22 protein-coding genes are annotated in these 21,240 nt (G+C 43.6%); 10 read left to right on the forward strand and 12 right to left on the reverse strand.

Going from position 1 to position 21,240, the window contains the following annotated elements; genetic code table 11:
• Window position 1 precedes the first annotated feature (1 nt).
• The 3 genes from oppC to oppF are packed head-to-tail and all read left to right on the forward strand — an operon-like array spanning window position 2 to window position 3,130.
• The gene (gene oppC, locus AK824_RS00090; RefSeq protein WP_057757598.1) at window positions 2-907 is read left to right on the forward strand and encodes an oligopeptide ABC transporter permease OppC; all 906 of its coding nucleotides are present in this window, start codon (window positions 2-4) and stop codon (window positions 905-907) included.
• A 27-nt stretch (window positions 908-934) separates the two neighbouring features.
• The gene (gene oppD, locus AK824_RS00095) at window positions 935-2,104 is read left to right on the forward strand and encodes an oligopeptide ABC transporter ATP-binding protein OppD (RefSeq protein ID WP_057757601.1); all 1,170 of its coding nucleotides are present in this window, start codon (window positions 935-937) and stop codon (window positions 2,102-2,104) included.
• A gap of 3 nt (window positions 2,105-2,107) precedes the next feature.
• Window positions 2,108-3,130: a murein tripeptide/oligopeptide ABC transporter ATP binding protein OppF gene (oppF, locus tag AK824_RS00100; protein WP_057757604.1), complete on the forward strand. Its 1,023-nt coding sequence runs from the start codon at window positions 2,108-2,110 to the stop codon at window positions 3,128-3,130.
• Window positions 3,131-3,240: 110 nt separating this feature from the next.
• Here the strand turns inward: oppF and AK824_RS00105 are convergent, their stop codons facing one another.
• A complete protein-coding gene (locus tag AK824_RS00105; RefSeq protein WP_057757605.1) occupies window positions 3,241-3,495 on the reverse strand; it encodes a DUF2798 domain-containing protein in 255 nt (84 codons plus the stop codon).
• A 344-nt stretch (window positions 3,496-3,839) separates the two neighbouring features.
• On the opposite strand from AK824_RS00105, the gene AK824_RS00110 reads away from it, so the two are divergent.
• Window positions 3,840-4,559, forward strand: coding sequence for an aspartate/glutamate racemase family protein (locus AK824_RS00110; protein WP_057757608.1), 720 nt, complete (start codon window positions 3,840-3,842; stop codon window positions 4,557-4,559).
• A 25-nt stretch (window positions 4,560-4,584) separates the two neighbouring features.
• On the opposite strand, the gene AK824_RS00115 is transcribed toward AK824_RS00110, so the two are convergent.
• Window positions 4,585-5,628 (reverse strand): NAD(P)H-dependent flavin oxidoreductase, encoded by a 1,044-nt coding sequence (locus AK824_RS00115; protein WP_057757611.1) that lies wholly within the window; start codon window positions 5,626-5,628, stop codon window positions 4,585-4,587.
• A 216-nt stretch (window positions 5,629-5,844) separates the two neighbouring features.
• Between AK824_RS00115 and AK824_RS00120 the strand changes: the two genes are divergently transcribed.
• Entirely contained in the window at window positions 5,845-6,102 is a 258-nt protein-coding gene (locus tag AK824_RS00120; RefSeq protein WP_057757614.1) for an abortive infection family protein, read from the forward strand.
• 114 nt (window positions 6,103-6,216) lie between these two features.
• On the opposite strand, the gene AK824_RS00125 is transcribed toward AK824_RS00120, so the two are convergent.
• The 4 genes from AK824_RS00125 to AK824_RS00140 all read right to left on the reverse strand — a co-directional run bounded on the left by AK824_RS00125 (window position 6,217) and on the right by AK824_RS00140 (window position 9,312).
• The gene (locus AK824_RS00125; RefSeq protein WP_057757617.1) at window positions 6,217-6,594 is read right to left on the reverse strand and encodes a DsrE family protein; all 378 of its coding nucleotides are present in this window, start codon (window positions 6,592-6,594) and stop codon (window positions 6,217-6,219) included.
• Window positions 6,595-6,771: 177 nt separating this feature from the next.
• Window positions 6,772-7,323 carry an acyl-CoA thioesterase gene (locus AK824_RS00130; protein ID WP_057757622.1) on the reverse strand — a complete coding sequence of 184 codons (552 nt, stop codon included), beginning with the start codon at window positions 7,321-7,323 and terminating at the stop codon, window positions 6,772-6,774.
• Window positions 7,324-7,382: 59 nt separating this feature from the next.
• Window positions 7,383-8,480 (reverse strand): YheT family hydrolase, encoded by a 1,098-nt coding sequence (locus tag AK824_RS00135; RefSeq protein ID WP_057757625.1) that lies wholly within the window; start codon window positions 8,478-8,480, stop codon window positions 7,383-7,385.
• A 229-nt stretch (window positions 8,481-8,709) separates the two neighbouring features.
• The gene (locus AK824_RS00140; protein WP_057757628.1) at window positions 8,710-9,312 is read right to left on the reverse strand and encodes a YigZ family protein; all 603 of its coding nucleotides are present in this window, start codon (window positions 9,310-9,312) and stop codon (window positions 8,710-8,712) included.
• A gap of 197 nt (window positions 9,313-9,509) precedes the next feature.
• On the opposite strand from AK824_RS00140, the gene AK824_RS00145 reads away from it, so the two are divergent.
• Together AK824_RS00145 and AK824_RS00150 are read left to right on the forward strand one after the other, a co-directional pair.
• On the forward strand, window positions 9,510-10,214 hold the full coding sequence (locus tag AK824_RS00145; RefSeq protein ID WP_057757631.1) for a pseudouridine synthase: 705 nt from the start codon (window positions 9,510-9,512) through the stop codon (window positions 10,212-10,214).
• Between the two features lie 377 nt (window positions 10,215-10,591).
• Window positions 10,592-11,656, forward strand: a complete 1,065-nt coding sequence (locus AK824_RS00150) for a disulfide isomerase DsbC N-terminal domain-containing protein (protein ID WP_057757634.1) — start codon at window positions 10,592-10,594, stop codon at window positions 11,654-11,656.
• 156 nt (window positions 11,657-11,812) lie between these two features.
• Here AK824_RS00150 and AK824_RS00155 read toward each other — a convergent pair whose 3' ends face one another.
• Window positions 11,813-12,631 carry a DUF2939 domain-containing protein gene (locus AK824_RS00155; RefSeq protein ID WP_227511173.1) on the reverse strand — a complete coding sequence of 273 codons (819 nt, stop codon included), beginning with the start codon at window positions 12,629-12,631 and terminating at the stop codon, window positions 11,813-11,815.
• A gap of 254 nt (window positions 12,632-12,885) precedes the next feature.
• Here AK824_RS00155 and dnaJ point away from each other — a divergent pair, with 254 nt between their 5' ends.
• The 3 genes from dnaJ (at window position 12,886) to AK824_RS00170 (ending at window position 16,029) form a co-directional block, all read left to right on the forward strand.
• On the forward strand, window positions 12,886-14,022 hold the full coding sequence (gene dnaJ, locus AK824_RS00160) for a molecular chaperone DnaJ (RefSeq protein WP_057757637.1): 1,137 nt from the start codon (window positions 12,886-12,888) through the stop codon (window positions 14,020-14,022).
• Between the two features lie 172 nt (window positions 14,023-14,194).
• Window positions 14,195-15,025 carry a 4-hydroxy-tetrahydrodipicolinate reductase gene (gene dapB, locus AK824_RS00165; protein ID WP_057757641.1) on the forward strand — a complete coding sequence of 277 codons (831 nt, stop codon included), beginning with the start codon at window positions 14,195-14,197 and terminating at the stop codon, window positions 15,023-15,025.
• A 77-nt stretch (window positions 15,026-15,102) separates the two neighbouring features.
• A complete protein-coding gene (locus AK824_RS00170; protein ID WP_057757644.1) occupies window positions 15,103-16,029 on the forward strand; it encodes a hypothetical protein in 927 nt (308 codons plus the stop codon).
• Window positions 16,030-16,106: 77 nt separating this feature from the next.
• Here the strand turns inward: AK824_RS00170 and AK824_RS00175 are convergent, their stop codons facing one another.
• The 5 genes from AK824_RS00175 to AK824_RS00195 form a co-directional block, all read right to left on the reverse strand.
• Window positions 16,107-17,282, reverse strand: coding sequence for a type III PLP-dependent enzyme (locus AK824_RS00175; RefSeq protein ID WP_057762254.1), 1,176 nt, complete (start codon window positions 17,280-17,282; stop codon window positions 16,107-16,109).
• 146 nt (window positions 17,283-17,428) lie between these two features.
• Complete coding sequence (gene def, locus AK824_RS00180) at window positions 17,429-17,983, reverse strand: peptide deformylase (protein ID WP_057757649.1); 555 nt, start codon at window positions 17,981-17,983, stop codon at window positions 17,429-17,431.
• A 211-nt stretch (window positions 17,984-18,194) separates the two neighbouring features.
• On the reverse strand, window positions 18,195-18,449 hold the full coding sequence (locus AK824_RS00185) for a GlsB/YeaQ/YmgE family stress response membrane protein (RefSeq protein ID WP_057757652.1): 255 nt from the start codon (window positions 18,447-18,449) through the stop codon (window positions 18,195-18,197).
• A gap of 342 nt (window positions 18,450-18,791) precedes the next feature.
• Complete coding sequence (gene mpl / locus AK824_RS00190; protein ID WP_057757655.1) at window positions 18,792-20,273, reverse strand: UDP-N-acetylmuramate:L-alanyl-gamma-D-glutamyl-meso-diaminopimelate ligase; 1,482 nt, start codon at window positions 20,271-20,273, stop codon at window positions 18,792-18,794.
• A gap of 261 nt (window positions 20,274-20,534) precedes the next feature.
• Window positions 20,535-21,173 carry a copper resistance protein NlpE N-terminal domain-containing protein gene (locus AK824_RS00195; RefSeq protein ID WP_057757658.1) on the reverse strand — a complete coding sequence of 213 codons (639 nt, stop codon included), beginning with the start codon at window positions 21,171-21,173 and terminating at the stop codon, window positions 20,535-20,537.
• Window positions 21,174-21,240: the final 67 nt, after the last annotated feature.

Here is a 21,240-nt window from a genome sequence, read left to right on the forward strand (position 1 = left end):
TATGAGCCTGACCGTAGACCAGCCAACCGAGCTTATGGAACTGCCTATCAAAGAGATAAAAGGCCGTAGCCTTTGGCAAGATGCATGGCGCCGTTTTTATCAAAACAAAGCGGCAGTGACGAGCTTTTTTATCCTATTACTCGTCGGTATGTTTGTCATCTTTGTGCCCATGCTAGCACCTTTTGGTTATGCAGAAACCGACTGGAACTTTATGCAATCTGCGCCGTCGATTGAAAACAAGCACTATTTCGGCACTGACTCGCTCGGTCGAGATTTACTCGTGCGTACAGCAGTCGGCGGGCGAATATCTCTATTGGTGGGTATCGCTGGTGCAACGGTGGCGGTATTGGTTGGTACGGTGTATGGCGCAACGTCAGGCTATCTAGGCGGCAAAGTAGATATGATTATGATGCGCTTTTTAGAGATTCTAAGCGCCTTTCCATTTATGTTTTTTGTGATTTTGCTAGTGACAATATTTGGTCGTAACCTTATTTTAATTTTTGTCGCTATCGGCTTAGTCTCTTGGCTAGATGTCGCTCGTATCGTCCGTGGTCAAACGCTGAGTCTGAAGAGTAAAGAGTTTATCGAAGCGGCCCACGTCGGCGGGGTATCGGGTTTTAACATTATCCTGCGTCATATCGTACCCAACGTGCTTGGTGTGGTTGTGGTATATGCCTCTTTGCTAGTGCCAACGATGATTTTATTTGAGTCGTTTTTAAGCTTTTTAGGGCTTGGTGTGCAAGAGCCAATGACCAGTTGGGGTGCGCTACTCCAAGAGGGTTCACAAACCATGCAAGTTGCGCCTTGGCAAATTTTGATTCCCTCGGCTTTCTTAGTCATTACTTTATTTTGTTTTAACTTTATCGGCGATGGTCTACGTGATGCGTTTGACCCTAAAGACCGCTAGACTCAAGCTCGCTAGGAGAACAACATCATGTCAATGCAAGATAGCAATAGCGCACCTGAGAAAATAGACTCTACTGCCCGTAAAGTGGGCGCTGACTCAGTGCTCAATACCCAAGCCAATCAGGCTAAACAAGTCAGTCAAGAAAGCAGTTTATTAGCGGTCAAAGATTTATCTGTGCAATTTACGACCGAAGATGGACTTGTGACTGCAGTGAACGGTTTAAATTTTAACCTGCATGAGGGTGAGACGTTGGGCATCGTCGGTGAGTCAGGCTCTGGCAAGTCGCAGACGGCGTTCGCTATCATGGGTCTGCTAGCAAAGAACGGCCGTACCAAAGGTTCCGTAAAATTTGAAGGCAATGAGCTGCTAGGCTTATCGCAAAGAGCATTGAATAAAATTCGTGCTGAGCAAATCGCTATGATCTTTCAAGATCCGATGACCTCACTCAATCCATATATGAAAATAGGCGATCAGCTTGCCGAAGTGTTAATTTTACATAAAGGTATGAGTAAAAAAGATGCGTGGGCGGAGTCGATCCGTATGTTAGATGCGGTCAAGATTCCTGAGGCAAAAAAACGGATTGGTATGTATCCGCATGAGTTTTCAGGAGGTATGCGCCAACGGGTAATGATTGCGATGGCGCTGCTCTGTCGCCCTAAACTACTGATTGCCGATGAGCCAACGACCGCGCTTGATGTGACCGTACAAGCACAGATTATGGTGCTGTTAAATGAGCTAAAGCGTGACTTTGGTACTACTATTATTATGATTACTCACGACTTGGGTGTGGTAGCTGGTATCTGTGATCGGGTACTCGTGATGTACGCTGGTCGTACCATGGCGTATGGGGAAACGGAAGAGATTTTTTATACGCCGACGCATCCTTATACTATCGGGCTATTAAAAGCTATTCCGCGTCTCGATGATGATAAAGGTAAACTTGAAACTATACCAGGCAGTCCGCCAAATCTACTTAATCTACCGACTGGCTGTCCTTTTCATGAGCGTTGTACGCATGCGATGGATATCTGCCGTGATGTACCACCGCCGCTTGAGTTCTTGCCGAATGAGCGTCAACGTGCTTGCCATTGGCATCCTGAGATGCAGATTGATGATTCAGCAGACGTTACTAAGGGCATGATAACAGATACTGACACTAAGACTAATATCAATAACCTATCAACATTGGAGGGCTAGGACATGACATTATCTAATATAGGCATAGTCAAAGAAAGCCAAGCTCCACTACTACAAGTGCAGGATGTGCATACGACGTTTAATATCAAGCAAAAAGGGACGTACTTTTGGCAAAAGCCTGACACCTTAAAGGCTGTCAATGGCGTCTCGTTTGAGCTATTCGCTGGCGAGACTTTGGGTGTGGTAGGTGAGTCGGGCTGCGGTAAATCGACGCTGGCAAGAACGATTATCGGCTTAGTGAGAGCCAATGCTGGCAGCATAAAGTTTGGTGATGAAGAGATAGTAGGCGCCTCTAAGAAAACCATGAGAATAAAGCGTAAAGATATTCAAATGATATTCCAAGATCCGCTAGCGTCGCTTAACCCACGCATGACGGTAGGCGATATCATCGCAGAACCACTGCGTACCTACTATCCAGAAATGAAAAAATCTGACGTACAAGATGAAGTACGTACAATGATGAAAAAGGTTGGGCTACTATCTAATCAGATTAACCGCTATCCGCATGAGTTTTCTGGTGGTCAGTGTCAGCGTATTGGAATTGCTCGCGCCCTAATACTAAAGCCTAAAATCATCATCTGTGATGAGCCAGTATCGGCTCTTGATGTCTCGATTCAAGCACAAGTCATTAACTTGTTGCAAGACATACAGCAAGAGATGGGGTTGGCGCTTATCTTTATCGCCCATGATCTATCAGTGATTAAACATATCGCGGATAGAGTGCTTGTTATGTATTTAGGACATGCCGTCGAGCTAGGTATAAACAAAGCTGTGTACGGAAATCCGACGCATCCTTATACACAAGCGCTGATGTCAGCGGTACCATTACCTGATCCTATTGCCGAACGTAATAAGGTCATTCAGTTATTAGAAGGCGACTTACCAAGTCCAATCAATCCACCATCAGGCTGTGTATTCCGTACTCGCTGTCCAATAGCGGATAGTGAGTGTGCACAAATCAAACCTGTGTTAGAAGGTACTTTGGACCATAGAGTGGCTTGTTTAAAGAATAAGGTTGAGCTTTAATTAACCTACATCCATGATGCTATCGGTATAAAGAACACTAGTATAGATAATTCGTCAGCGTAGTCAGTGATGTCTACTATGTAGTGGTTTTAGCTGCGGTAGGGCATATTTTAATAAAACTCTATCCTACTCAATACATGCTCTTGTACTAGATAGGCGCAGATGTACGCACTTGGCCACGCAAAAATAAAAGCCAGTCCCCAAGAATGCATCAATTCTGTAAAAAAGCCATCAACGTAGCCTACTTTTACTAATAATAGCGCTGACGAGATAATAAGCGACATCATCATCGCCATCAGACCTGTAAAGATAAGGCGATAGAGCTTGCGACGAATGCGTATTCTAATAGTGGGGAAGTTGGTCATAGTATTTGGTGTCCTACAGGATGATAGCAATTAATGACGCTCAGCCTATGATGCTGGCGTATGGCACAAATATAATTATGCGGTAATAAATAAGCGTAACTGACAAGATAGTTGGCTACGAGGGCACATGATACGCTTCGAAAATGAGTAGGTAAAATCGTTATTATTAATGGTAGGGTTTGCGATATGTTATTAATATGATTATTGTCTTTGAGGCAGCATTTTAAAGCTTTTTGAAGAGGTTATTGCTAAAAGGAATATCTCTAAAAACAGCGCGTTCTCAACAGTCGATTTTGCTACGATAACTTACTATAACTAAGACCAAAAACAACTAGGAGTATAGTATGGCAGCTCAAGAACAACGAGGGTCTCAACAAAAAACATTAGGAATCATCGGTGGTATGAGCTGGGAGAGTACCGCGAGCTATTATCGTCTGATTAACGACGGTGTCAAGCATCAGCTTGGCGGACTACATTCAGCAGATTTGTTGATTCATAGTGTGGATTTTGCGTTGATTAATGCGCTACAGGAGCAAGGCAGATGGGACGAGCTAGGCGTGATAATGGCTAGCAGTGCTCAGCGTCTACAAGCAGCTGGCGTACAAGGAATCATGATTGCCTCTAACACGATGCACAAACTGGTTGATGACGTGCGCTCCGCCACAGACTTGCCATTGACTCATATCGCTGATGCGACTACTGATGCTATCAAAAAACAAAATCTTACCAAAATAGCCTTACTTGGCACTCAGTTTACGATGACTCAAGATTTTTATAAGCAGCGTCTTATTGATGCGGGTTTACAAGTATTGATACCAGAAGATGAGGCGAGAGCAGAAGTACACCGCATTATCAAAAAAGAGCTGTGTGTTGGTGAATTTAAAGACAGCTCACGAGAGTATTATCGTCAAGTGATTAAAGATTTGGCAGCGCAAGGGGCAGAGGGTTTGATCTTGGGCTGCACAGAGATTGGTCTACTTATTAAACAGGCTGATAGCCCCATACCTGTATTTGATACCACAGCTATTCATGCAGCTGCGGCGGTAGATTTTTTGTTAGAGTAGTGTGGACTGATAAAAATATTTAAGCCTATAACTTTTTTACCAGTCGCTCAAGCAGTTCAAACGTGCTCTCTTGTTTGACTAAAGTTACCCCTTGTCCTGCCCATAAAGATTGATGTTCTGCATCCATATTCTGAGACGCATGAGCTCGCATAGATTTGGACATGGCATTTAATTGTGGGTAGGGCGGTAGCTCATCTGCACTCTCAAATTGAGCAAAATCACGTAGATAGTCATTTAACAGACCACGAGCGAGCTTACCTGAGAATAATCGAGTTAAGCGCGTTTCTGAGCTGCGTCTGCTGTGACTGGCATCGAGTAAGGCTTGTTTATAAGTATCATTGATACCGCATTGGTCAGTGGTCAAAAACGCCGTCCCCATTTGTGCAAGCTCAGCACCTGCCGCTTGTACTGCTTTGATATCCTGTCCTGTCATAATGCCACCTGCTGCAACCAAAGGAATATCAGTACAGGCGCGCGTCTGGCCAATCAAAGTCAATAATCCTAATGGATCGCTTTCACTTTGCGGTAACCAACCACCGCGATGTCCACCCGCTTCGACCCCTTGTACACATGCCGCATCTGCGCCAATATCTGCCCATGCTTTCGCTTCTAGTGGATGATTGGCAGTGCCGATGACGCGTGTGCCGAGACTTTGCAGACGCTGAACTTGCTCAGCACTGATAATGCCAAAGGTAAAACTGGCAACAGGAACGGGATTGTCATAGAGCACTTGTAGCTGCTCTGCGAAGATCTGCGCTGGGCGTTCAGGTAGTGCAAATTCAATATTATTGTCTTGGTAGTACTCACTTAGCCAAGCGGGAATTTCGGTATCAAAGGTCGTGGATTCTTGCTCAGACAATACCATGAGATTGACCATAAACGGACGGTCGGTGAGCGATTTAATGGTATCAATTTGGCTGGTCAAAACATTTGGCGCAGTCATGCCAGATCCTAATGAGCCCAGTCCGCCAAAGTTACTTACCGTCGCTGCCAGTTCAGGTGTGGTTGCTCCTGCCATTGGCGCTTGAACGATAGGGTAGGTGATATTAAGCGTATCAAGTAAGGTCATGAATGGTTCCTTTTTATTAGGATATTTGCATGGCTTACTGTAGCAGAGGAAGGCAGTGCGCGTGTTGGATAGTGTTTATTTAGTTGCTGAATAGGGTAGTGGGTTTTGACTACGAAGTTGTAGTTAAGATAGTTGGCTACAAAACTGTAGTTAAAGCTTATTAATACATATACTTGAGATCACTAAATATATAGCCAAAGAAAATTGAAATAAATAATGAGTAAAATATCTCAAATTACTCGACGTGACATATCTAACAAGGCAAAAGCAGCGAAGTCAATAAGACAGATTTTAGGTAGTTTATCCGCTGTAGATCAAGGAATGGCAGAGGTTAGAAATGAATATGGTAGTGGTCATGGTAAAGATAGCCAGTTTAAAGGCTTGCAACCTAGACATACTAAACTGGCAGTCGGAGCTGCTTCCACTTTAGCAATATATTTGCTGGAAACACATAAAATGAGAAAAGGTAATTAAAATTTATCTTTTTAAGAAAGTTTGCTCACCTATAAGGTAAAAAATAGGTCAGCTTTCAAGCCACCCAACGATGACTAAGAAACTGACCCATTCTTATAATTCTACTTTTTACTATTAATTCAACTGCAACGACCCTTTCGCATTCATCAGTAGCTCAACCACATCATCACCACTAATCACTTCAAAACGCTTGTCGATATCTGACTCTTCTACGCCGTTGTGTTTCATACAAGCGCCGCAGACCAACACTTGACCACCTTTTTCAATAAAGGTCTCTAGTAACTCACCAGCTGGCTCAAACGGATCGCCGATATCTACATTGTCTAGCGCGTTTGGTTTTGCCAGATGCACCGCATCCACCATGAGTATGACAGTAGCAGAATGGCCTTTTTTCAGTGCCACGCCTGCCATGGTAAACGCTAGGGTGATTTTGCTTGGGTTTGATTCGCTATTATCAAATAACGTGCCGACATAATCTGTTGTATTAGCCATATTATTCTCCTTATAAGACTATATTCGTTTTGTCTGAGTATGTACTCACTACTATCCTAACATTTATTATATGTATTTATATAATGAGTTGTTATGAAATAGTAGCTATAAGGTTGCTTGCTTGTACTATCTGTTAAATAAGATAAAAGTAATGGATTTCTAGCTTATAAAGTTAAGTTAGTCAGCTGTATCGACAGGCGGCCACGGACGATCAGCATCACTTTTGATCCACTCAGCCACGTAACCTGTTGGCGGTAGATCCCAGTCAGACTGACCCAACGCAGCCAGTACTTGTGCCGTGTCGATCACTCTACCACCCTTGGTCACACCAGTACGCAGTAGTCCAGATGAGCATGGCTGGCCCTTGACCCACATTGATTGCTCAATATACAGCCAGCGCGCGTCGATACCGACGATTTTGGTTTTGAGCGTGACTTTTTGAAAGGCGCGAATACGCTTACGGTATTGAATAGTGCTGCCAGCGATGACCAAGCCCCAGCGTTGTTTTAACAATTGCTTGCCAAGCCCAGTCCGTACCGCAAAGTCCATACGACCCAAATCATACAGCGTAAATACGCGGCCGTTATTCATCTCCAAAAAATTATCTATATCGGATAAGCGGCAGCGAAACTGAATCTCACTGGTGTCCTTAAACGTCAGTGTGTCGCCTTTTTTTGCTTTTAGGGCAGCATGAGCAATGGTGCTAGCATAACGGATAAATGGGTACATAAAACACTCTCAAAAGGTTATAAACGTTGGCGTTATTATTTTGTCATTGATGACAGTGATTATTTATTGTCAGAGACCACATCCTGAGAAGACTCGCTAGTAGAAGCTACACCAATCCAATTAAAATAAGCGCTGACAGTTTCAGGTATCCAGTTAATATCGAATTTTGAAGTCTTGGACTCTTTATCATTACTGACAGGCGATTTGCTTTTGGAATGACCATTGTCTGAGCGATAACGCAGATAACCGATATGTCCACCGTGCTCAGTATCTAAGATAGTGACAGTCTCAGAGACATCATTTGGGGTAGCAGTAAAGCCAATAAAAGGATCGTCTTTTGCACTGATTAATAGCAGAGGGTGAGTGACGTTGCGCAAATACGGCATGGCGGATGCAGTATGGTAATAGTCGTTTTTGGAGCGATATCCGTGACGCGGCGCGGTAAAAATATCATCAAAATCACTGATACGATTGGCAGCTTTGATAGAGTTGATTTCATCTTGAGTGAGATCGTTTGCCAATGCTTTTTTGATAATTGGGTTAAGCAGGTACGGCGTATAGATACGATGACTCAAAAAGCTGTGCATAGTAATGGCAGCTGAAGACATATCGACTGGCGCAGAAATAACAACGGCACCTTTACATAGGACTTTGTCCTCATATTCGCCCATGTATTTGGCCAGTGCATTGCCTCCTAATGAGACACCAACTGCGTAGATATTGGCATACTGCTCACGCAAATTCTGTAGCGCATGATGCACTTCGTCAGTGTCGCCTGCGTTATAGAATACCGTGCCACTAGCAGGAATACCGCCGCAACTGCGGAAATGTGCCACCACAAAATGCCAGCCTTGCGCGTGCATTTGGTACGCCAGTGCGCGTGCATAATGACTGTCACTACTGCCTTCCATCCCATGAAATAGGACAATTAATGGGGTTTGCTCAAGCTCGCCGTTTTTTGATGCTTCTACAGGGTGCGCATCATAGAAATCATAAGCAATATCACTCTCGTCCAGTGAGTCTTTTTCGACTACACGGCGGTAGGTCGGTGCCTTTGGCGCAAAAAACTTAGGTAAGATGCTTTGCAGATGTGGATTGGTCAGCCAAAATGGTGGCTTAAAAGGTGCTGGAGAAAAAGGTTTGGTTGAAGTTGACATATATTGGTCTTATTTAATGATCGTGGAAAAACAAATAGAGTAGTGTGATAAGGTTTTTTATCATAACGCCAGTACCTGTGAAAACCAATAATTTTCAGTGAACGCATGATTACTGAAAAGCAGTTACTGAAAACAGCTATTGGAAATTAGCTACTGAAAAATCTAACAAATAAATATATTGAAAAGAGAACTATTTAAAACGGTCGACGAAAATAGTTAGGCCGCATCTTTAATCTTCTGGTTTATCCAATACTCGACCATCCATTGCTAAGCGCGCTTTTAGACTTTCGACATCTGCTTCAGCAAGTGTGGCGGTTAAGGTTACTTGCTTATTATAGGCGACATCGTCGATATGACCGCCAAGACTTTCTATTATATAGCGGCATTGCGCTTCAGTCGCAAATTCGGCCAGTATCTGAATCTGAGTCATCGGTACATAAGGGTTTAATATCATCTCGTCGACGGCCGCTTGAGCAGAGCCTGCATAAGCACGGGTAAGACCGCCAGCACCCAATTTGATACCACCGAAGTAACGTACTACGATGATAATCACATTGCCGATTGACTTATGTTGTAGCACATTCAATATCGGTCGACCCGCTGTACCACTTGGCTCGCCATCATCATCGAAACCAGCACTAGTGGTATTATCTGGATCACCGATGATGTATGCCCAGCAGAAGTGCCGTGCATCGGGGTATTGCTCTCGCAGTTGTTCCACGTGAAACATTGCTTGATCGCGAGAGGTCACCGGATAGGCGTAAGCGATAAACTCAGATTTTTTAATTTCGAGTCGCGTGGTAACGGCACGTTTTAGCGTTTGATAGCTCATATTTCATCAGGCTTAGGTTGGATATGTTAAACTGGTCTGACTTTCACTGGCTTTTGTATTGAGCACAGTGTTCATTTAATTTTTCATTATAGTACCATTTCTAACCATCGAAGATAACGAGCCGCTCACGGCTGAGTGTTGGCGTCGTTAGTTTCTGATTTAGGGCTGGTATAATAAAACCGATGGTAGTAAATAGTATGCGTTTAGATAAATTCATTAGTAAAGCCACCGAGCTGTCGCGTAAAGAGTCAAAAAAGATCATGCACGCCGGCGAAATCACCGTAAACGATCAAGTGGTTAAAGATCCTGGCCTACATGTCGATGTCGTCAATGATGATGTGATGTGGGCAGGCGAGCCGTTGTCGGTCGCTGCTGGCAATCGCTATATCTTGTTGTATAAGCCTGAAGGCTTTGAGTGCACGCTAAAAGTTAAAGAGTATCCAATCGTCACCGAACTGATTGCTGTACCAGAATTGGGTAGTCTGCGTATCGCTGGGCGTCTCGATGTCGATACCACTGGCGCATTGCTGATGAGTGATGATGGCGGCTGGCTGCACCGTGTCACCAGTCCTAAGCACGAACATGCAAAGGTGTACGAGCTGACATTGGCAGATGCAATGGATAGTGATGCACAAGAAAAAGCCGTGAAGAAAGTGGCGGAAGGCATCTTGCTTGAAGGTGATTACGAGCCAACCAAGCCTGCTGTTCTTGAGTTCATCGATGAAAAACATGCACGTCTGACATTAGAGCAGGGCAAATACCATCAGGTCAAACGTATGATGGGTTACTTCGGTAATCGAGTAACTGAGCTGCACCGCGCTAGTATCGGTCATATCAATCTAGAAGGCCTAGAAAAAGGCGATAGCCGTTTCTTAACGCCAGAAGAAGTTGCCAAGTTTTAAGAAATAAGCACTGAAACTATTAAGCTTTGGCCTTAGTATTTGTCTTGAAACTATCGTTTTAAACCCATTAGCAGCCGCTACCCAGTGTGCTGCTTTTTGCGGTCTGCCATATTGTATTTATGTCTACTACCTACCTGTGTTGCCTATCTCTTAAAGATAAGTAGCAGTTTTGCGACATTAGCCATTTAGTGCTTTGCAAAACTATCCCATATGCTACAGTCTTTTTTATCTATATTTTTATGACAGACAACCCTTAAACCAACTCTAAAAATCTGACTAATCAGAAAGTGGATTGCTACCTTTCAGTTAGTGGTAGATTTGGAGTTGGTCTTAATATTGAAAACTGCCATTATTAAAAACCAGATAGGAATCTCTCTGTGACATTACCTGTATTAAAGTCCGCTAGCCTGATCAGCGTCATACTATTAACAACCACTGCTTGCGCTCAGCCAAGTTCGGCGGACGCCAACAGTAATAACGTAACGCAAAACACTCAAAATTCGCAAGCAGGTCAAGCAGTGAGTGCGACTGTTGATAAGCGATTGCGCCAAATATTGACCCAAGCAGGTATCAAAACACAGATTACTTCTATTGTGCCGTCCAAACTGCCCAATATGTACCAAGTGAATTTGGCCGGACAACTGCCCCTGCACATCACTGAAGATGGTAGATATGTCATACAGGGTGAGCTACAGAAAAACCCAAGCAAACGGGTTGTCACTAAAACACCAGTACGTAGCACGAGTGCGCAGGTCGGCGAACCTGTCAATACCAGCGTCAAGTCTGACATGCTAGCAAATATGGCTGCGCTTAAGAACATGAGCGTTAAAACACCATTCTTTTATACCGCAGTACCGGGTGTTATCTGGGGTGCAACGCTAGAAGGGGTACCATTTTTACTATCAGATGATGCGCAGTACATTACCGATGGCGAAATATCAGTCATCGAAAATGGTCAATTTATCGGCCTCGATGAGAACTTTGAAAAACGCAAAAATCAGTCTGTATTTGCGTCATTGGACAACAGCCAACTGATTACTTATCCAGCAACCACTACTGAGAGAGCCGTTATCTATGTGGCGGATGATGTGAACTGCCCTTATTGCCGCCGATTACATCAGCAAGTGCCATCACTCAATGCAAAAGGCGTGACGGTCAATGTCATCGGCTATCCGATATATGAGGCGTCACCGAAGCAGATGCGCGGTATCTGGTGTCAAGCGAATGCAGATAGTCGTCGTCAGGCATTTGACAAGGCGATGCTACAGGGTGAAATGACACCTGCATCAGAAAGTTGTACAGTTGACCATGTGACACCCAATCGTGACAAAGCAGCTGGACTCGCGGTAATGGCGACGCCTGCCATCTATCATGAAGATGGCGTGCTATATCAGGCGAGTTTTGAGAGTCCAGAATTTTTAGAATTCTTGGGTGTTGAATAATTGATTGGTATAGTTAAGTGTTTCAACAGTTCAAAAACTTAAGATATTAGACAGTTAAGTACAGTAATAAAAAACCGCCTTATGAATCAGTTCGTAGGGCGGTTTTTTATGGTTCTATTCAAAAATTTTTGCATCTCGAAAGCTGTCTTAAACAATCTATGGTAAGACGATATCAACGATTTTCCAATTGATAAGCCCTTCACGCTGCATCTCGATAGTGAGAGGATAGCCTTTTACCTGACCACTAATACTAAAGCAGTTGATACCGCAGTAGCTAAGCGTTGGCTTCTCACTGTCATTGCCTTGGGCGACTTGCTGCTCAAGTTCGGCCGCTTGTTTTTTCATGACTTGCTGCATTTGGCTTTTGACCACGGCATCGACATCACCGCGCTGAATGATTAAGCTTTGAATTAGGTTTTTCAAGTCAACTTGATCGCTAGCGATGGCCCATGCTGCGGCTAGCTCTTTGGTTGCTGTATTGGCTTGACCTTGGGTATTGATCACCTTTTCGATATTCTGCGGGGTGATGGCCCCTTCAACTGCCTGCGCGATAAAACCATTCGCGGCTTCGGTCAACGGCTCACCACCCAATTCAGAAATTAGTGGGTACTTAGTCATTGTCGTCGCAAATTGGCTGGTTAGCTGATTTTGGACGCTTGGTCGCACTTGCTCATAATCAATAGCCGCTGCGATAGTGGCACCGTCTTTATCGTCATAAGCGTTTTTGAGCTGATAAGCACTGTAATAAGGCGAGCCTGCATACACTGCTACCGCAATGATGATTAATAGAATAACCAGCTTTTTCATAAGACTTGATACCTTGTCGCAATCGTCATCACTATGAGTATAAATGACCGTAGATGTGGCGGTAAATATTAGCACGACTGGGCACTGCTCAGGTACGAAAAGCTTTGCAGTAACCTTAATGAATCGTTTAGCTTTTGCCGCAGCGATGCCAACTGCTAATTTCATCATTTAAGAGCTTGATAAATCAGCAGACCATCTCCATAAATAGCGCAAACTTTTTATAATTGATTTGGCTAAGCAGCCTTCACCGTATTTGTTGGTTAAGTCTAAGCATCATGGTTCTATAGCATATGATTTGTAATGTTTCATGTGAAACGTTATACATATCCGTTAGTTAAGAATCACGAATAAGATTAAGACAATTATCAATTGAGCTGATGATTTGACGAACCGGTGTGGCTGTAAAGACGATAGGAGAGAGCATGAGTAAGCGCGATTTTTATGAAATATTAGGTGTCAGCAAGACCGCTGACAGCAAAGAAATTAAGCGAGCCTACCGTAAGCTTGCCATGAAATACCATCCAGATCGCAACTCTGATGATCCTGATTCGGAAGACAAATTCAAAGAAGCTTCAATGGCTTATGAAGTATTGAGCGACGAAGAGAAACGTTCAGCCTACGACCGTATGGGCCATGCAGCCTTTGAAAACGGCATGGGTGGCGGCGGCTTCGGCGGCGCAGGTGGCGGTAACTTCCAAGATATCTTTGGCGATATCTTTGGTAACTTCGGTGATATCTTCGGTCAGCAGCGTGGCGGCGGCGGTGGGCGTTCGCGTCGCGGCTCTGACTTGCGTTATGTGATTGAGCTAACATTAGAAGAAGCTGTACGTGGCTGCAAAAAAGAAATCAGTTTCACGGCTCCTGCGCCTTGTGATACCTGTGATGGTAAAGGGGCAAAAAATGCTTCTGATGTGGTCACCTGTCAGACTTGTCATGGCCAAGGTCAAGTACGTATGCAGCAAGGTTTCTTTGCGGTACAGCAAGCTTGTCCTCATTGCGGTGGTACTGGTAAACAGATCAAAAACCCTTGTTCGGACTGTCATGGGAACGGCGTAAAAGATAAATCACGCACCTTAGAAGTCTCTATCCCTGCAGGCGTCGATGATGGTGATCGCGTTCGTCTAGCTGGCGAAGGTGAAGCGGGCGGCGCTGGCGTACAAAACGGCGATCTATATGTCGAAGTACGGGTCAAACAGCACAATGTCTTTACCCGTCAAGGCGCTGACCTATATATGGACGTACCCGTAAGCATCACTGATGCAGCATTGGGTAAAGAAGTCGAAATCCCAACCTTAGATGGCAAAGTAAAAATCAAAGTGGCAGAAGGTACGCAAAGCGGTAAGTTACTGCGTGTACGCGGCAAAGGTGTGACGCCAGTCCGTACTACTATGAAAGGTGACTTGATTTGCCGTGTGGTTATCGAAACGCCAGTAAATCTGACTCGTGAGCAAAAAGACTTGTTACGCCAATTCCAAGACACGTTGGATGATGACAGCAAGCATCAACAGTCGCCACATAAAAAATCATTCTTCAAAAAAATCGGTGATTTGTTCGATTAAGAAATAATCTAACTAAGTAGCTAGTATTGAACTAAGCCCAAAAGTTTCACATGAAACCTTTGGGCTTTTTATTGATGGTATAAAAAGCCATTCATGTGTCGATATTTGCTAAACTTACGATAAATATGGTCAAAAATAATTTCACCAAATATAAAACATTTAAGGTAAAAACATGAGCGAACAAGTAAATAATAAATCTATAAACGTTGGGGTAATCGGTGCAGGCGGCCGTATGGGTCGTATGCTTATTGAGGCAGTACAGAACAATCCACAAACTGCATTAAAAGCAGCGATTGAGCGTCAAGGCTCTAGCCTAGTTGGTGCTGATGCCGGCGAAGTTGCTGCTATCGGTCATTTAAATGTACAAATTGTTGATGACTTAGTCGCTGTGATTAATGATATCGATGTACTGATTGATTTTAGCTTGCCTGACGCCACTGAAAAAAACATGCAAGTTTGTGCTGAGCATAATGTTGCTATGGTCATCGGGACGACAGGGTTCAATGAGCAGCAAGAACAAGTACTGGCAAAAGCAAGTGAGAAAATCACTATCGTATATGCGGGTAACTATTCAACAGGCGTTAACTTATCATTGAAGCTACTTGGGATGGCTGCCAAAGCGTTTGGTAATGATGCTGATGTAGAAATCATCGAAGCCCATCATAAGCACAAAATCGATGCGCCTTCTGGTACCGCATATATGATGGCTGAAGCCGTCGCAGAAGCGCGCGGACAAAACCTAAAAGACGTCGCTATCTATGGCCGCGAAGGACAAACTGGCGAGCGCGAATCTGGCACAATCGGCATTCACGCAGTACGTGGTGGCGAAATCGTAGGCGACCATACTGTGATGTTTATCGCAGATGGCGAAGTGGTCGAGATTACCCATCGTGCACGCGCGCGCATGACATTTGCCGCTGGTGCAGTACGTGCCGCAACTTGGGTCGTTGAGCAAGAAGTAGGTCAGTACAATATGCAAGACGTGCTTGGATTAAGTGACTAACGACTATTTATACTTGATGATTGACTATAGCGTTATGACTGACGGCTCAATGACTTAATAGCAGCAAGGGAGCAGGTATGAATAGTATCAAACGTTATATTAGTCCGAGACTGATTGGTGCTGTTTGTACCATCAACCTTGCAAGCCTATCAGCCTTTCCACTGAGTCTAGCGGTTCTACCAATTACCGTACAAGCTAGCACCTCTCAAACCTATGTTATCCATACTTATGGCGGGGCTAGTTTGTTACCTGCAGTAAGGCAGCTATTAAGTAGTAGCGCAGACGGTGGCACGGTGTCTACGTATCAAGATAAATTGGTACTACAAACGACGGCACGCAATTATCAGGCAGTACAGCAGTTATTGTCTCAGATTGACCGTCAGCCACAGGCATTGACGGTCGCTGTACGTGTTGGCAATAGTAGTAGCGGGCAAGGTAGTATTCAGCAGGGTCAGGTTATTATTACCAATCGCGGTATCCAAGGTGCAGGGGTTATTAGTCAGCGTAGCAGCCAGCAGCAGGGTAAGAATCTATATCAAGTACAAACATTATCTGGTAGTGCGGCGAGTATCAGCACAGGTACGCTCTACTCGTTAACTCAAACCTATAATGCTAATAACTATTCAACTTATCATCGTTCAGCTAGTCACGACTTCAAACCACAGATCGTGATTCAGCAGCAAATACTACTGCCAACGACACAAGGGATTGCCGTCACACCAAGACTACTGCCCAATGGACAGGTGGAAGTACAACTCTCCCAAGTGGAAGAAAGGTTATTGCAGCCGAATTTATCTTATAATCAAATGAGTTCTACTAACAATTTTACTGGCAGTGCTAGCAGTGCTGTCCGAGGTCAAAGATTGAACAGTACGATGATCGTGCCACGTGGGCAGTGGGTGACGATTGGACAAGCTTCACAAAACTCAAGCAGTAGCATCAGTAACGGTAGCCGAACTATTGATAACAATAATAGCGTGCCTATTTCTTTGCGAGTTGACTAGTTACTAAGTCGTTACGCACAAAAAAGCGCGATACGAGTATTAACCGTGCCGCGCTTTTTTGTGAAACATTACAAATACTAGTCAATATAGACCACTTCAAGTGGTGGAAAACCATTGAACTCTACCGATGAGTACGAGTTGGTATAGGCACCAGTGGTTAGCCAGTAGATTTTATCACCAATCTCAAGCTCTTCTGGTAGCTGATAGCCCGCTTCTTCATACATAATATCGGTTGAATCACAGGTTGGACCTGCCAGTACTACTGTGCCTTCACTAGTAGACGTCTCCATCTTAGGCGTATAGACAGGGTACTTGATAGCTTCACCTAGCGTTTCGATTAAGCCTTGGAATAGACCAACATCGGTATATACCCAACGAGTCAAATCGGTATCAGACTTACGAGAGATCAGTACCACATCACTGACCAACACGCCTGAACCACCAACCAATGAACGACCCGGCTCCAAAATAATTTCTGGCATTTCGTCATCATTATAGTCGTCAGTCAGATAGCTGGTAATCTCTTCCGCATAGACTTTGATAGGATTGACTTCGCTGATGTAATTGGTCGGGAAGCCACCACCCAAATTGATCATTTGTAGCTTGATACCTTCTTCATTCTTCATCCAGTCAAACATATATTTAACTTTAGCTAACGCATCATCCCATGCAGCGACGTCTTTTTGCTGGCTACCAACATGGAACGAGATACCATAAGGAACCAATCCCAGCTCGCGTGCTTGAACCAGTAGGTCGATTGCCATATTAGGATGGCAACCAAACTTACGTGATAATGGCCATTCTGCTGTCTCTGACCCTTGAACTAAGATACGAACAAATATTTTAGAACCTGGAGCGTGTTTGGCAATGTTTTTTAGATCCGCTTCTGAATCAGTTGCATATAGATCGATGCCTTTTTCAAAAGCATATTTAACATGCTCAGCTTTTTTGATGGTATTGCCATACGAGATGCGCGATGGCTCAACGCCGCAACCAAGTACGCGATCAAGCTCATAAATAGAGGCACAGTCAAAGTTAGAACCAAGGTTTGCTAGTAGGTCGATTACTTCCACCGCAGGGCTAGCTTTCATTGCATAATGCAGTTTAGCGTTAGGAAACAGGCTTACCATCTCATGGTATTTAGTTTCGATACGACTAAGGTCAACTACTAAGAAAGGCGTCTCGCGACCTTCAGCAGCCTTGGTGAATTTCTGCCAGCTGGCAGGTTCAAAATATTGGTCAATTTTGATCATTGTCATAGTAGTAAACCTTTTGTGGAAACTGTATCGGTTAAAAAAATTATCGCCAAACAGTGAATGCTAAATATTAACACCCACTGTAGACGTAACTATGTGAAGGATAAAGACGAAATAAAAAGATAAGAATAAAGAGTAGAGCTTTAAGAATTGACGGCTTGTGTCTGTTTTTCTGCTGATTGTGCTTCTTGCTTTTCGCGTATTTTAAGAACTTTGCGGACTTTATCACGAGCACGAGTCTGTTTGAGACGAGACAAATAGTCAACGAAGATTACGCCATTGAGATGATCCATTTCATGCTGAATACAAACAGCAAGCAGTCCTTCAACTACCTCATCGATGACCTCACCGTTACCGTCTAACGCTTCGATACGGACTTTATTAGGACGTTCGACTTTGTCATAGACATCAGGTACAGATAAGCAGCCTTCTTCATACGGTTGCTTTTCTTCTACCAGTGGCGTGACTTTTGGATTGATGAAAACTCTAGGAGAGCTTTTGTCTTCAGACAAATCCATAACGATAAGCTGAATATGATGATCCACTTGACTGGCCGCAAGCCCAATGCCTTGAGCATCATACATCGTCTCGATCATGTCTGCGATTAAGGTTTTGATTTCAGCAGTCACTTCCTTAACAGGCTTGGCGATAGTACGCAAGCGAGGATCTGGGTAACTTAAGATAGGGAGTAGTGCCATAACGCTCACCTCAATGATAAGGACAAAATAGGGTTGATATTATAAGATAAATGGGGACAAAAGTAATGCTTATCAATACTTTCGCAGTCATATGATGCTATATGCAGATATAAAGACTGGATTTTGATGATAAGTGGCATAAAAAAGCCCCGCTCAACGCAAGGCTTTGTTTATATAGTATTTTAATTAGCTAGTAATCATTTATAACCAATTATGCACGGCGTTTATTTACAATCATTTCATATAAGAACAATAAAATAATTGCACCAATTACTGAGAATATAAGACCAGTGAAACCACCATCAGCGTTAATACCGATTAGGCCAGCTAGGAAACCACCTAGCATTGCACCGACGATACCCAGCACGATAGTCATAATCCAACCCATAGGGTCATTACCTGGTTTGATAGCACGTGCTAATAAACCTGCGACTAAACCTACAATAATCATCCAAATAAAGCTCATGTTATTCTCCTAATATTATTAATATTTATAATGTGTTACAAGTTTTGATAAATCTATTGTAAACACTCCTCGGACGCAAAAGTAAGCATAAAATGTTACTACTGTAGGGGCTATGTGAGGAAAAAGTCCGATTTGCTATCGAGTAAGGGCAATAAGTAAACGAAAGGTTACAAAGGTAGCAGTGGTGCTAACAGCGTTTATCAATGTGGTACTTGTAGTGCTGAATTCACACAAATGAAGTCATATAAATATTAGAAATAAAAAACGCAGCCATCTATTAGATGAGCTGCGTTTGTATGTAAGAGAATAAGAAGAGCTATTTCTTTATCTTAGCTAGAAGCATTAACCATTATGCAATGCGGTTAATAAACGCTGATGAATTCCTTCAAAACCGCCATTTGACATGACCACAATCGCATCACCTGCTTTTGCATGACTGCTAATATACTCAATAATAGCGTCAATGCTTGATAACACCTGTTGGTTGCCGATAGCGTCGCTAGTAGCCTTAGCTTGTTCGATGACCTCTTTTAAGCCCCATTCCAAACCAGTAGGCTCGTACCATAATGTGTAGTCAGCAAGTGCCGCTGATTGAGCCAAGCTGTCTTGATGAATACCCATTTTCATGGTGTTGCTACGCGGCTCAATGATAGCCCAAATGCGTCTATCAGCCAGCTTCTTTTTGGCACCATCTAATGTGGTCGTAATAGCTGTTGGATGATGGGCAAAATCATCAAAGACTAAGATGTCATTGACGTCGCCAATCAGCTCCATCCGGCGCTTAATACCAGCGAAATCTGATAAAGCAGCACAAGCAGTCTCAACACTGACACCAATATCATAGGCAGCAGCTACAGCAACTAACGCATTATTGACGTTATGGATACCGCTCATTGACCAGTTTACGACAGCAGTTGCCTCTTTATCAGCGGCAAAATTAACTTTGAACTTACTACCGTCTTCTTGAATCAGCTCAGCCTGCCAATCGCTACTATCTTTTAGGGCACGCGTATTTTCACTCGTATCAGCTAAAGTAGAATCGATGACAGCAGTACGCCAGATAGGTGTCCAAACCCCTTTTGCTAGCGTATCTTCTAAACTAATGGTCGCGGCTGGCATAATAATTTTGCCAGTGCTTGGAATCATACGCACCATATGGTGGAACTGGGTTTGTATCGCATTGAGATCTGCGAAGATATCTGCATGATCAAACTCAAGGTTATTCAAAATAGCAGTACGCGGACGATAGTGAACGAACTTTGAGCGCTTATCAAAAAACGCAGAGTCGTACTCATCTGCTTCAATCACAAAGTAACCAGATTTATCATTATCGCTTTTATCAGCACCCAAATAGCTGCTGTGCGCAAACACTTGCTGTAAGTGCTTGTCAGTTGTATCAACTAGTGGTACACCGCCAATCAAAAACCCTGCGTCGATACCAGCATAATGTAATATCCACGCAAGCATAGTCGTGGTTGTAGTTTTACCATGCGTACCTGCAACGGCGATTACGTGGCGTGACTGCAATACTTGCTCAGATAAGAACTGCGGACCTGAGGTATAGCGCAAGCCATTATCTAGCATATACTCAATCACATCCATGCCGCGCTTCATCGCGTTCCCAACGACCACTAAGTCTGGCGTTGGTTGCAAGTGCTCTACCAGATAGCCTTCTTCGATAGTCACACCAGCATTTTCGAGCTGAGTGGACATAGGAGGATAGACATTAGCATCTGAACCCGTGACCGTATGCCCAAGCGCACGTGCTAGCAATGCCAGTGAGCCCATAAAAGTACCACAAATACCAAGGATATGAATATGCATAGACGTTCCGTACGCGCTTGAATGAAAAGAATAGAGAGCTGATAAAATAAAATGTGAAGTGCCTAGCTGTCATCAGTAAAAATAACCACTTTGATAAATAACGACCAATATATCAGCTGGGCCAACAAGCAATCATTGTAAAGTAAACCCTGTTCGATGACCAATAAAAAACGCCTAACAAGTAGGCGCTATGTAGCTAATACAGTTTGGCTGTTTTAGTATGTAACGATACGCCAACTAACCGTCAGCATGATGACGCTTTTATTTTCGTGATAACGTATAGTCATCCTCTAAATTATCGTGCTCATCGATCCGTATCAAATGATTGTCTTGGATATGGTAGGTCTCGATATTTTTTCCTTCATAGACAATGGTGATTTTATCATTGTCTTGTCGGTAGATACCCGATTCGAGTAGGGGTGTTTTTGGTTTTTCAGGATTATGATAATAACTTGCTTTTAGTACGGAACCATCGGCGAATAAGTTCAATGTAACGTCGATACTGTCGCAACCTGTACAAGAGACCATGCCACCATAATCACCCATCAATGTTGCTTGCAGCATACTGCTTTTTGCTTCTGATCGCTCCATAGAGCTGTCTGCATAGGTATCTTTATTTGACTGAGCAGCAGCAATTAATGATTGCCCTTCCACCATTTCGCTTGTCTCATCATCACTCGCTAGCTCAGCACTCTTAACATTGTCATTTTGCAATGATTGTGAAGCCTCCTGCGACTCAGAACCAGTCGACGCAAACGTAGATACCATGTCTTTATCGGTATTGGACGAGGCACTATCACAGCCTACGAGTAGCACGCATAGTGACGCTACCAGTAACGAAGGACGCCACCGTTTTACGATAGCAAGCGTAGTAGAGCGAACGGGAGCAAAATATATCATGGTCATACCAAAAACAGTTTTTAATAAGTATTTTTCAAGCTCATCTATACTATCGACAACGTAAAGC

This window comes from Psychrobacter sp. P11G3 (assembly GCF_001435845.1).
Lineage (GTDB): Bacteria > Pseudomonadota > Gammaproteobacteria > Pseudomonadales > Moraxellaceae > Psychrobacter.

Bases quoted from the DNA above. Each gene is read 5' to 3' on its own strand.
- AK824_RS00170 (WP_057757644.1), top strand. From the start codon at position 15,103: ATGAATAGTATCAAACGTTATATTAGTCCGAGACTGATTGGTGCTGTT.
- AK824_RS00120 (WP_057757614.1), top strand. From the start codon at position 5,845: ATGAGTAAAATATCTCAAATTACTCGACGTGACATATCTAACAAGGCA.
- AK824_RS00155 (WP_227511173.1), bottom strand. From the start codon at position 12,631: ATGATGAAATTAGCAGTTGGCATCGCTGCGGCAAAAGCTAAACGATTC.
- AK824_RS00105 (WP_057757605.1), bottom strand. From the start codon at position 3,495: ATGACCAACTTCCCCACTATTAGAATACGCATTCGTCGCAAGCTCTAT.
- mpl (WP_057757655.1), bottom strand. From the start codon at position 20,273: ATGCATATTCATATCCTTGGTATTTGTGGTACTTTTATGGGCTCACTG.
- AK824_RS00195 (WP_057757658.1), bottom strand. From the start codon at position 21,173: ATGATATATTTTGCTCCCGTTCGCTCTACTACGCTTGCTATCGTAAAA.
- AK824_RS00115 (WP_057757611.1), bottom strand. From the start codon at position 5,628: ATGACCTTACTTGATACGCTTAATATCACCTACCCTATCGTTCAAGCG.
- AK824_RS00185 (WP_057757652.1), bottom strand. From the start codon at position 18,449: ATGAGCTTTATTTGGATGATTATTGTAGGTTTAGTCGCAGGTTTATTA.
- AK824_RS00175 (WP_057762254.1), bottom strand. From the start codon at position 17,282: ATGATCAAAATTGACCAATATTTTGAACCTGCCAGCTGGCAGAAATTC.
- dnaJ (WP_057757637.1), top strand. From the start codon at position 12,886: ATGAGTAAGCGCGATTTTTATGAAATATTAGGTGTCAGCAAGACCGCT.
- oppF (WP_057757604.1), top strand. From the start codon at position 2,108: ATGACATTATCTAATATAGGCATAGTCAAAGAAAGCCAAGCTCCACTA.
- oppC (WP_057757598.1), top strand. From the start codon at position 2: ATGAGCCTGACCGTAGACCAGCCAACCGAGCTTATGGAACTGCCTATC.
- AK824_RS00140 (WP_057757628.1), bottom strand. From the start codon at position 9,312: ATGAGCTATCAAACGCTAAAACGTGCCGTTACCACGCGACTCGAAATT.
- AK824_RS00135 (WP_057757625.1), bottom strand. From the start codon at position 8,480: ATGTCAACTTCAACCAAACCTTTTTCTCCAGCACCTTTTAAGCCACCA.
- AK824_RS00125 (WP_057757617.1), bottom strand. From the start codon at position 6,594: ATGGCTAATACAACAGATTATGTCGGCACGTTATTTGATAATAGCGAA.
- AK824_RS00110 (WP_057757608.1), top strand. From the start codon at position 3,840: ATGGCAGCTCAAGAACAACGAGGGTCTCAACAAAAAACATTAGGAATC.
- dapB (WP_057757641.1), top strand. From the start codon at position 14,195: ATGAGCGAACAAGTAAATAATAAATCTATAAACGTTGGGGTAATCGGT.
- AK824_RS00130 (WP_057757622.1), bottom strand. From the start codon at position 7,323: ATGTACCCATTTATCCGTTATGCTAGCACCATTGCTCATGCTGCCCTA.
- AK824_RS00145 (WP_057757631.1), top strand. From the start codon at position 9,510: ATGCGTTTAGATAAATTCATTAGTAAAGCCACCGAGCTGTCGCGTAAA.
- def (WP_057757649.1), bottom strand. From the start codon at position 17,983: ATGGCACTACTCCCTATCTTAAGTTACCCAGATCCTCGCTTGCGTACT.
- oppD (WP_057757601.1), top strand. From the start codon at position 935: ATGTCAATGCAAGATAGCAATAGCGCACCTGAGAAAATAGACTCTACT.